The following is a 10,604-nucleotide window of genomic DNA, read 5'->3' as shown; positions in this document are numbered from 1 at the left end:
ACATGCTTTAAATTATTTCGGCTTACGTCCCTCAGCCGCAGCCACCCTTTTGCTTGCCTTTCGGACTTCTGGTTTTGATCAACATTAAACAGATACCGCCTGGTAACGGACTTGTCGATCTTTTCCAGCCCCGGCAATGGACCACTGTAAAGTATCTCTCCTCCCTTTTCGCCTGCGCCTGGCCCTACATCCACAACCCAGTCGGCATGGCGGATGATTTCGACTTCATGCTCGACTACAAAAAGCGAATTTCCGGCTGCTTTCAACCGGTCCAGTGCCCGGAGCAATGACTGCGTGTCGGCTGGATGAAGACCTGCCGATGGTTCATCGAGTACATACACCACACCAAAAAGATTTGAATGTATCTGAGTCCCAAGCCGCAGGCGCTGCAATTCTCCCGGTGAAAGGGTGGGGGTACTTCTTTCAAGGGTCAGATACCCAAGCCCTAGGTCGATGAGTACATCCAGTCGGGACAAAAGATCCTGACCTATCCGTTGAAGCACTAATACCTTTTCGGGATTTGCTTGGTTTTGGTTATCACTTTTTGATTTCAGGGATGAAGATATAATGTCACGTAAACTCTTGATATTGAGTTGATAAAATTCCGCAATATCCATGCCCGCAAATTTGACAGACAAAGGCTCAGGACGGAGGCGCTTGCCATGGCAGACGGGACATTGCGCGCTCAGCATAAATTTCGATACGCGCTTTTTCATCGCCTGGCTCTGTGAATTCGCAAATGTTTGCATCACATATCGTCTGACGCCAGTAAATGTACCCATGTAGCTGGGCTCCATTTTTCGCGCCAGGGCTTGCTGAACCTGTGCCATGGTAAGTCCGGAATAAACCGGCACAACCGGCTGCTCCTCCGTAAACAGGATCCAGTCCCTGTCTTTTTTCGGCAGATCGCGCCAGGGTATATCCACATTGTAACCAAGCGTCATCAATATTTCCCGGAGGTTCTGCCCCTGCCAGGCGGTAGGCCAGGCTGCGATGGCTTTTTCCCTGATCGAAAGCGAATCGTCCGGCACCATTGAATGCTCGGTCACTTCATACACAACCCCTAACCCGTGGCATTCCGGGCATGCGCCTTCCGGGGTGTTGGGTGAAAACGATTCTGCATATACGATCGACTGACCGGCAGGATAATCTCCCGCCCGCGAGTACAGCATCCTGATCAGATTTGAAATTGTTGTGACGCTGCCCACAGAGGAACGTGTACTTGTGCCGCCCCGCTGTTGCTGCAAAGCGATCGCCGGAGGAAGGCCGTCGATACTATCGATCTGCGGAATGGACATTTGATTAAACAGCCGTCTCGCATATGGGGAAACCGATTCCAGATAACGACGCTGCGCCTCGGCATACAATGTCCCGAAAGCAAGCGATGATTTACCCGACCCCGAGACACCTGTAAATACGACCAATGCATCTCTGGGAATGACCAGATCCACATTTTTCAGGTTGTGTTCTTTGGCCCCCCGTACTTTGACGAAATCGGAAACAGGAGGCGATGCTAATTTTTCTGACATGAGATTCGGAATATAAAATCACTGTAAAAAATAGTCCCGAAGCTCTAACAGTTTTGAGCTCGTGTTAAGCAAATCTTGCAGCTTTTTCAAGCCAGCGCCGAAGAATCATAAAGCTATCAAAGATTATTCCGTAAAATGTCGTCAGGGACAAAAATAACATTCAAAACAAGTATTAAACCACTAACATCAACAGATAAAATAGTACCAACCCTGGCGATACGTCTCTGCTTGAACTGTGTATATCTTCCTATAGCTTATAATAAATAGGATACAAATTCTCATCAATACTTCCCTTGGTACACTTAGTAGTACAAAACTTAAAATTTTCGTTGGGGATATATGGAAGTTGGTTATTCTCCAATAGTTAATTTGGTTTACACTGGCGCAGATTCAACCAATAAACAAATGACGATAAGCGTTTTACAACAAGAGAAGGATTGTCAAAGCAATTTACGAAACTCAAGGCTCTTTGGTTGGGTAAAGACCTGGCTGCAGCAAATGAGTTAGCGAACTTCGAGCAGGCCTAATCTATAATGGCTTTCAACGAACAACCGCTTGAACCCTTGCCTGGAATCATAAAACACTCTCACTTAGGACAGAGGTAGAAGCACGTACTGAATACTTTTGCTTCTGCACCAATAACAGCAGTATAATCCCAAAGATTAACGCTTGACTTAAAACCATCTCATCACAAGGATGCAGTAACTTCATTTCATTTAAACTAATCAAACAGGTATGGTAAAATTAGCAATTCTGGCAAGGCTCGAAGCCAAGCCAGGTAAAGAACAAGACGTCGCGAATTTTCTCAAAGGTGCCTTGCCTTTGGCAATGAAGGAAGCAGGGACCATCAACTGGTTTGCCCTGCAAATAGGTCCTTCCACATTCGGCATTTTCGATACATTCGAAACTCAGGAAGGCAGGGAGGCGCATTTGGGAGGCGAGATCGCCAAAGCATTGATGACACATGCGCCGGACCTGCTTGCAATTGATCCAGTCCTTGAAATGGTCGACTTATTGGCAGTCAAGTAAAACATTGAGATACTACCCTCATAATAATTGTGTCTAGGCTCACAAAAAGCCTAGGAATTATCTTAACCAAATGATGGATACATGCGATAATCTTCAAGCATAAAAAAAGCTAATCACCTTTTTATGCTTGTGCGGTTTCCAGTAAGGCTTTGCCCTGCCTGGCCAAATCCGCCGTAGTTTCGGACCTTTCTGAATAAGGTGATGACAAAATTAGTAGCTGTAACACTGCTTTCTGTGTCTATCATTTCTTAAAAAGCGCCGAAGCTTGCTCACAGTCAATTCCGGAACTTTCATTGCTGTAAAATGACCACTCCGTTACATTTGTTGAATTGGCTAATGTTGGCATCCCCTCAGCCCAACTGAAGGGATATTGGGCATCGGTTCGAAAAAAGCGCAGCACCTGTCGGAACTTTTACTCTACTCTGAGATGCCAATCCAGTTGTAAAGGCGCCTTTTGACTCTTCAAAATATCGTTGAATAGAAGCATTGATTGTTTGCCTGACCCAGTAAATCATCACATAAGTAAGCAGTCGGTGTTTCATGAAGCCGTTTTCGATGTGACCTTTTGCATCATTCCATCCGTAAACTTTTCAATGATCCAAGCAGCCAATCCGACAGGGAAATCATTTAAGCCATAGGCTAAAGTCTGTGGCATCGTTGACTGAATCATACTTAAGCACCTTCTTTTGCATCCATCCCTGTACGAACTTCCATATTCCTGCTCTGCCGGAGACGCCTTATTCCAATCTTCGCTGCCATTTGGGTAGCCCACATCGGAAAGGCGAATCGTTTTTACCGAGTCGGGATATTAATTGGCGAGGCGCTTAGTAAAGCCAGAGCCTACGTCTCCGCCGGCAGCATAGTACGTTTCTTGCCGCCACACATCTTTCATGAGCTTATTCCAAAGCACGCACTCTGATCCGTGTTCATCGGCATCTTATCCGAGAACCTGAAACCGGGTAGTGATGGAACAATTACATCGAGCATCTTCGGGGGGCCTGCCAAAACGCTCAGGATCTGTGAGCATCGGAATGACCTCAATGAGACGGTAGCTGCAATCTGGCCAACATGAGTCAGATCAAGAGCTTCCTTGCCCACTTTCCCTTTATATGAAGATGAATTTGGCATTGGATTATCACAAATTCACTGTCTCTTGAACCCCTTATTTGGTATTTAGGTGGATAACACAATGCCATTTACCACTTAATAAACGGCGAACTGACATTGGTAACAACCCGCTTTTTCAGGTAATTTGCTGTTGTAGAGTGGATATGGTGGTCAATCTGGACTGAAATAACCTGGGCAGTATAAAGTGAAATGAGGTGCTCAGCTTCTCCGTATTTTCCAAGCTCCCTCATTAAGGTTTCTCTTTCTTTTGTATTCTAAAATGGTGATATTGCTTTCCCTGATGGATACCCATCAGTCTGGTAACCTGTTTCACCAATGATTTGGTCGGCGCTGCTGTCCACAATATCGACTCCTGAGGCTCAGGTCGATTAGCTGTAAATATTTCTGCTTCTATTAAATAGCTGAAATACAGCGGCAGTAATCCTATTTTAAATAAATAATTTGTAAGCATGTCCACTTTCAAAAATCTGTTAATCCTTACTACGCTCCTCTTTGGGAGGCTGGTTCACGCACAATCCAATTTTACAAGTAAATCCATCGGCGTCGGCGTCGTGGTTGCAGACATGCAACGCTCATTGGATTTCTATATAAAGGGGATCGGCATGATCAAAACCGGAAATTTCACGATCAATGCAGAATTCGGTAAAAGAGGCGGTTTAACAGGTGGTGAAGCGGTCGATGTAAACATTCTCAAACTGGAAAACAGCCCAGAAGGCACCGATTGGAAACTGATGAGTTTTGGAAATAAAGTAGATCATCCAAAACCAAAATTCATTCAGGACGATACAGGTCTGCAGTATATCACCATTCAGGTCAAATCCTTAAAACCGATCATTGACAGGCTAAAGGAACAAAACGTGACTTTTCTGGGCAACACGCCTACGCCTCTGACAAAAGATTCACACTTCGTGCTGGTCCAAGATCCGGATGGAACATTTGTGGAGCTGATCGGGCCCATGTAATCCTGAAGTTTTCTTTCGAACTTAACAGACGGTCAATCTCCGGCTTGGAGTGTTTGTTGATAAGTTTAACCGGCAACGGTTAGAATCTCTCTAATATCAGCTCGCAGACAGCCTTGCCTAGAATTGTACATCGATTAGGCCGGACACCGTTATTTCAAGTATGAAGAGGCATGGCGAAAAAAGTTGAGATATGGAAGAAAATAAATATGACTTTAATGATGTGTTTTTCCAACAGGCTTCAAGATTGGCTAAAATTGGAAGTTGGGAACTTGATGTAGTAAATGACAAAATTTACTGGTCAACTATGGTTCACGAACTGCACGAAACAAATCCAAAAACGTTCATTCCTAATTTAGAAACAGCCCTTAGTTTTTACCGAAATGATTATCAATCAATTGTAAGTGAGATCATATTAAAAAGTATTGAGACGGGCGCCGCGTTTGACTTTGAAGCTGTAATAGTTACCAAAAAAAAGAAAGAACGATGGATTCGGGCTATTGGAAATATTGAAATGATTCACGGGAAATGCCGACGAATATATGGCAGTTTTCAGGATATTCATAGTTCCAAGTTGCTAGCGCTTCAGATGCGCGAGATATTGGAAAGTATATCCGACGCTTTTTATGCAGTGGATAAAAATTGGAAATTTACTTATTTTAATAAAGAAGCTGAGAACCTGCTCTTAAAAAAGGCTGATGATGTTTTGGGCAAAAATATTTGGGAGCTATTCCCAGAAAGTACAGATACCATCATTCGGAAAATTTATCAAAAAGTTGCCCGTTCAAAAAAGAAAGAATCCTTCGAATACTGTTATCCGGGGGATGGAAAATGGTATGAAATAAATGCTTATCCATCGCAGGGTGGCATATCAGCATACTTTAAGAATATAGATGAACGAAAGCAGGTCGCAGAACAACTCGACAAAGCCTATCAGGAAAAAATTAAGGCAATGATATATCAATTTACACTATAATGTTAGATTTACTACCTGAGCAGCTTTAAGAATCACCACTAATTACTATGTAAGATGTATATTCAGGACTCCCAAGGCGAAATGATTGAGCTTAACGGTCTACCCGATGAATGTCCTTTTTGCCATAACAAGATTACGCCTATATCACTGTCAAATCGTAGGCATTTTAGAAAGATTTGGGTTTTTATGCAGTGTCCGTCTGAAAATTGCCATGAAACGTTTATAGCTTATTATGAATATGTTACAGCAAGCGAGTGTTGGCTTTTTACGAGGAAAACCTCAATTGGCAATGTAATTACGAAAAAATTTAATGAGCAGATTAACGGTATATCTCCTTCATTTTCAACTATTTACAATGAGGCTTATTTTGCAGAGCAGCACGATTTGCTAGAAATTTGCGGTGTAGGGTACCGAAAAGCTCTTGAATTCTTGATAAAGGACTATGCTAAAATTAATCATCCGGGAAAAGAGCTAATTATTGAGGGGAAGCTGTTGGCTCAATGTATTGGTGAGTTTGTGGCAGATGAGAAGATCAAGGCAGTAGCAAAGCGAGCCGTATGGCTTGGCAATGATGAAACGCACTATGTCAAGAAATGGCAAGGCAAAAATTTAGAAGATTTGAAAAAGCTTATCGATTTGACTGTCCATTGGATTGAAATGGAAGAATTAACCAAAAGCTTTCAACTTGACATGCCAGATTGATATGCCTTGAAACACTCAATCTTAGCAAAGCCCTCCTGATAGTTCGGGTAGGGCTTTTTGTTAATGAAGTGAATTAAGACAGTCCAGCGCAACGATTACAGAGTGGCTTATCACCAGTACCAGACCGAAGATTTTCTCTTTCAATGTTGTTACCCTCTGTACACCTATCGTTGTTGTGATGCACATACTGCTTAGTGGAATGAAAAGGTGCTACTTTAGCCATGACACGAGAAAGTTTAAGTGAGCCAGAAAAGTGCAAACTTTTGTTCTTATATCACAACTGACTATTAAGCGGTAACGCATGAAAAAAGACCACTGCTAACAACGGTGGTCTTTACTTTTCGGATTTGTCCATATTTATAGAAAACGAATATTGTATATGGATACTTCGAATACTAAAAATGATAGAAAATTGTACTATGAGAACCTTATAGCTCAGATTAAGGAGAACCTTCCATCTTCGATTGAAGAACGGCAACACTTTTTGGATTCATTAAAAACCCTTATTAGTGAGGACGAATCTAAAATATCATTTGAAGATAAAATCGATATACTTCACATATTGTCTATGTATTGTGGAACATATTGGATTACTCTTTTGCCTTGTCACGAAGCTTTTGAACCTTAAGGTCTTGCTCTTTGTAAAAATCCAAAAGTTGTTTTAAAGGATATGTTCTGGTAGCCTTTGATTTGAATTTTCTAAGAACTGCTGTATCGACACTACTTTTAGATGTTCCGATGAATTTATAATGATCATATCCAAATCCATTCCCTCGTTGTAAGCTTATATTTCGGTCGAAATAATTTTCGGCTTCTTTCTCCAAATCAGTTGGTTCTCTTTCCTCCATTAGGTTACCTAGATTGAAATTGGTCAATGAATTTCCTCAAAAATTCTATTTCTTCTTTCTGCTGCTGAATAATCTGCTCATATAGCTTGCGTTCTTGTTCGGATAGGCCATTGTTCACCACATATCCATTCCCGGTCTGATTATGCATGACATTGAAGATCATCTTTTCATTGAAGTTGATGATGTCTTCTACGCTGACTTTCAGCACTTCAGCGATCTTTTCCAGTTTCTGATAGGAAAGATCAGATTCGTTCCTTTCGAGCTTGCCATACCCGGCCTGAGTCATTTCCAGCTTTTGAGCCATGTAGTCCTGAGTGTAATTTTTAAGCTCACGAATCTTTTTGATTTTTTCCCCTATCTCCATTAAATCATTTTTTTTGCCCTAAGTTCTAAATAAATCCGGATAGTTCTAAAATGAAACTTTGATGAGGGTTAAGATTTCTAGCTTTACGGCATCATAAACGCCCTTTATGCAAGTATGAACCGGATATTTTACCTCTTAGCAACCCTTTCCTTTGGTTTACAATTCTCATGTTCCAGTAATTCAAAAACTGCTGGTAATGATTCGATGTTTTCTAGCGTACCTGATACAGTTAGACCAACTTCAAAATCATATGATTACTTTGATGCTGATGGAGTATTCGTTGAAGGTGGGGCGGCAGACTACTTGATCAAAAAGCCTTACAACGATGCAGGTTTTGTATTTGTTAGTGAAGACGTGAGGTGGCATATCAAGGTATCTGAGAAATACCAAGAGCAAATGCATAAGTATCCGTCCCTGGAATCATTTAAGGCTGATGCAAACAACGCTAGAAATTTGTACTTAGCTGTCGATAGCTGTGAAGCGAGTAGAACAAATATTATAAAGCTATGTGACTGTTCACGACTAATTATCAAATAGATGAACATGACTTACACAGCTTTACAAGTCCTTCTGCGGTGGTTTGACCTTCATTAAAGCAATTAATTTTCCGTCAAACTCTGCTCTCAGCATTACTTCTGGTTCAGATTTTTCCTTGCCTATCACTTTTACCTTTCTCTTCTTTACCGTCTCTTTATCAGCTACTTTCATGAAATAAGCTCTTTATAGGTCAAACGACCTGTCATATTACCCAAAGCTACATTAAATCGTTGGGATGTGGTATATTTTCGGGTGTTATATCTGTAAGCAAACTCGTCAACGTATGACTGGAGATGTCCAACACTCACCCAATGGTATATGCCGTCAATACCTCGTTTTAAGTGGCTCCAGAAATTTTCTACCCCGTTCGTATGAGCCATACCGTTTACAAATTGCTTTGTTCCGTGGTTTACCCTTTCGTGGTTGAACTTCTGATTTAGCTTATCATACGCTTTCCATTCATCAGTCATGACAACTGCATTACATTTTACACTGGATTCTATTACCGGCTCAATAGTTGCCTGTTTTGTATCTGGGACTACCTGAGTGATTATGAAACCGCCTCTCTGTAACATACCTAAGACAGGCTTTTTGGTCTTAGTACTTCGACCTTGCGTTCCCTCAACCTTTTTCCATTCGTGTTTATTCTTTTCCTGACCGCCAATATAGGTCTCATCGACCTCAACCGTATCTTCTAATGCTTGCTTAAAATCTGGATGGTCGAAAGCATATCTCAATCGATGCAATAAGAACCAAGCGGTCTTTTGAGTAACGTCTATGTCCTTTGCAAGTTGATGGGACGAAATACCCTTTTTATGGCTAGAAAAGATATATAAAGCCATAAACCACTTGATCAAAGGGATTTTGGTATCTTCAAAAATAGTCCCAACTTTAACGTTGAAGTATTTCCCGGTATTCTTGCATTTATACCGATTGCCAGAACAATTATAAACCTTTGAATTTTCGTCAAACGGAGATACCACTGTTCCGTTCCAACGAAGCCTTTCAAGATGGTTTATACAATCCTGTTCCGTAGGAAAGGCTTTCACCAAATCAAGTATACTTTTGAATTCACCTATCATAATATCAATGAGTTAACTGATATAAAGATAAGAAGAAATTTACACTAAACCTAATCTTCTGAGAAGTATTTTACACTTAATTTTCCTAAATATGAGCCCTTTTTTTGAGACAACAACTGGTAAATTAATAAGATACATCACGTTTATACCAATACACATATTTGCTATGGTCATAATTTTCATGATAAATGCATATCTGTTCAATCTAGCCGGTAACTGGTTTGGTGGATTGATCATTCCCGGAATTACTGGAGCTTCATTTGGATCTGTTATCAGTTCAGAGGTATATCCCGGAAAAAATAAGAAACGACTTATAGCATTCTATTTAGGCTTTTTTATTGTCATGAATCTCATTAGCTTCTATTTGTTCATGAAGTCCGATGAACCAATTTCAAAACAGTTTGAAACGGTAACCGCTACTATCGGCATTTTTGGCGGGTATTTACTTGCTTACAAATTTGTTGGAAGTGTAAATTGATATATCATTGCCAAAATTAATATACTGGAAAGCATTGGAGATGCTTTCTTCACGGTAAACAAAGATTGGGTACTAACCTATTTAAATAAGGAAACCGAAAAGGTTTTACACAGGAAAAGGGACACTCTCATTGGTAAAAACCTTTGGGACGAATATCCTGACGCAATAGAGACTGACTTTTATCGCCAGTATCACAAAGCCGCAAAAACTCAGGAAAATTTGACTTTTGAAGAGTTTTATTCAGCATTGAAGGTATGGCTCGAAGTGACGGTTTACCCTTCAAATGCCGGACTTTCCGTCTATTTTAAGGACATTACACGGAGAAAGGAGTCGGATCTACGCTTGCTTCACTCCAATGAACGCTTTGAAAAAGTCGCCGAGGCAACCCATGATGCGATATGGGATTGGAATATTTTAGAGGATACACTTTATTGGGGAGCTGGTTTCGGTAATCTGTTTGGATACCAGGTTGAAAAGATCACGCCAACATTAAAGTCCTGGACAAATCACATCCATCCTGAGGATCGGAAACAGGTGTTACAAAGTATTTATGGAGCCATTGAGAATCCTAACCAATCCAACTGGATCTCCGAGTACCGTTATCAAAAAAATGACAGCACTATTGCCAATGTAATTGATAGGGGCATTATAATCAGAGATGAAAAAGGAAATCCTATTCGTATGTTAGGAGCTATGAATGATATCTCAGAGCGAAAAAAATTTGAGATAAGCAGACTGGAATATATTCGACAAATTGAAACACAGAATGAAAAACTAAAAAGTATTGCCTGGACTCAGTCACATATTGTACGGGCGCCCCTGGCGAGAATGCTCGCAATTATGAATGCTATTGATGATAACAATAGAGATCTGGATGACACTTTAATGTGGTTAAAACATTTAAGAGATTCCGCTAACGAGTTGGATGAAATTATAAAGGACGTAGTTGAAAACGCGCAACATTTAACTTGA

The 10,604-nt window shown here is 40.9% G+C and carries 13 protein-coding genes; 7 read left to right on the top strand and 6 right to left on the bottom strand.

All coding sequences use genetic code 11. The annotated features are described in order from the left end of the window. Nucleotides 1–1,529, bottom strand: a 1,529-nt coding sequence (locus FEN17_RS23800; protein ID WP_510185908.1) for an excinuclease ABC subunit UvrA, incomplete at its 3' end; no start/stop codon positions are given. A 735-nt stretch (nt 1,530–2,264) separates the two neighbouring features. Between FEN17_RS23800 and FEN17_RS23795 the strand changes: the two genes are divergently transcribed. After that, nucleotides 2,265–2,558: a putative quinol monooxygenase gene (locus FEN17_RS23795; protein ID WP_138367866.1), complete on the top strand. Its 294-nt coding sequence runs from the start codon at nt 2,265–2,267 to the stop codon at nt 2,556–2,558. A 1,196-nt stretch (nt 2,559–3,754) separates the two neighbouring features. Here FEN17_RS23795 and FEN17_RS27360 read toward each other — a convergent pair. Next, entirely contained in the window at nt 3,755–3,916 is a 162-nt protein-coding gene (locus FEN17_RS27360) for a hypothetical protein (protein ID WP_171037990.1), read from the bottom strand. Nucleotides 3,917–4,135: 219 nt separating this feature from the next. On the opposite strand from FEN17_RS27360, the gene FEN17_RS23790 reads away from it, so the two are divergent. The 3 genes from FEN17_RS23790 to FEN17_RS23780 all read left to right on the top strand — a co-directional run bounded on the left by FEN17_RS23790 (nt 4,136) and on the right by FEN17_RS23780 (nt 6,323). Next, nucleotides 4,136–4,648 carry a VOC family protein gene (locus tag FEN17_RS23790; RefSeq protein ID WP_138367865.1) on the top strand — a complete coding sequence of 171 codons (513 nt, stop codon included), beginning with the start codon at nt 4,136–4,138 and terminating at the stop codon, nt 4,646–4,648. A 190-nt stretch (nt 4,649–4,838) separates the two neighbouring features. Next, nucleotides 4,839–5,621: a PAS domain S-box protein gene (locus FEN17_RS23785; RefSeq protein ID WP_138367864.1), complete on the top strand. Its 783-nt coding sequence runs from the start codon at nt 4,839–4,841 to the stop codon at nt 5,619–5,621. A 54-nt stretch (nt 5,622–5,675) separates the two neighbouring features. Beyond that, nucleotides 5,676–6,323 carry a DUF4145 domain-containing protein gene (locus FEN17_RS23780; protein ID WP_138367863.1) on the top strand — a complete coding sequence of 216 codons (648 nt, stop codon included), beginning with the start codon at nt 5,676–5,678 and terminating at the stop codon, nt 6,321–6,323. Between the two features lie 590 nt (nt 6,324–6,913). Here the strand turns inward: FEN17_RS23780 and FEN17_RS23775 are convergent. Next, entirely contained in the window at nt 6,914–7,171 is a 258-nt protein-coding gene (locus tag FEN17_RS23775; RefSeq protein ID WP_138367862.1) for a hypothetical protein, read from the bottom strand. A 4-nt stretch (nt 7,172–7,175) separates the two neighbouring features. Further along, nucleotides 7,176–7,535, bottom strand: coding sequence for a helix-turn-helix domain-containing protein (locus tag FEN17_RS23770; RefSeq protein WP_138367861.1), 360 nt, complete (start codon nt 7,533–7,535; stop codon nt 7,176–7,178). Nucleotides 7,536–7,649: 114 nt separating this feature from the next. Between FEN17_RS23770 and FEN17_RS23765 the strand changes: the two genes are divergently transcribed. Further along, entirely contained in the window at nt 7,650–8,072 is a 423-nt protein-coding gene (locus FEN17_RS23765; RefSeq protein ID WP_138367860.1) for a hypothetical protein, read from the top strand. A gap of 21 nt (nt 8,073–8,093) precedes the next feature. Here FEN17_RS23765 and FEN17_RS27355 read toward each other — a convergent pair whose 3' ends face one another. Both FEN17_RS27355 and FEN17_RS23760 read right to left on the bottom strand, forming a co-directional pair. After that, nucleotides 8,094–8,243, bottom strand: a complete 150-nt coding sequence (locus FEN17_RS27355) for a hypothetical protein (RefSeq protein ID WP_171037989.1) — start codon at nt 8,241–8,243, stop codon at nt 8,094–8,096. Further along, nucleotides 8,240–9,154, bottom strand: coding sequence for an IS1595 family transposase (locus tag FEN17_RS23760; RefSeq protein WP_138367859.1), 915 nt, complete (start codon nt 9,152–9,154; stop codon nt 8,240–8,242). The genes FEN17_RS27355 and FEN17_RS23760 overlap by 4 nt, the downstream gene beginning before the upstream one ends. A 91-nt stretch (nt 9,155–9,245) precedes the next feature. Between FEN17_RS23760 and FEN17_RS23755 the strand changes: the two genes are divergently transcribed. Then, nucleotides 9,246–9,632 (top strand): hypothetical protein, encoded by a 387-nt coding sequence (locus tag FEN17_RS23755; RefSeq protein WP_138367858.1) that lies wholly within the window; start codon nt 9,246–9,248, stop codon nt 9,630–9,632. A gap of 3 nt (nt 9,633–9,635) precedes the next feature. Beyond that, nucleotides 9,636–10,604: a PAS domain-containing protein gene (locus tag FEN17_RS23750; RefSeq protein ID WP_310589784.1), complete on the top strand. Its 969-nt coding sequence runs from the start codon at nt 9,636–9,638 to the stop codon at nt 10,602–10,604.

This window comes from Dyadobacter luticola (assembly GCF_005860805.1).
Lineage (GTDB): Bacteria > Bacteroidota > Bacteroidia > Cytophagales > Spirosomataceae > Dyadobacter > Dyadobacter luticola.
The sequence above is the reverse complement of the archived record's forward strand: the minus strand, read 5'-3'. Positions and strand labels throughout refer to the sequence as shown.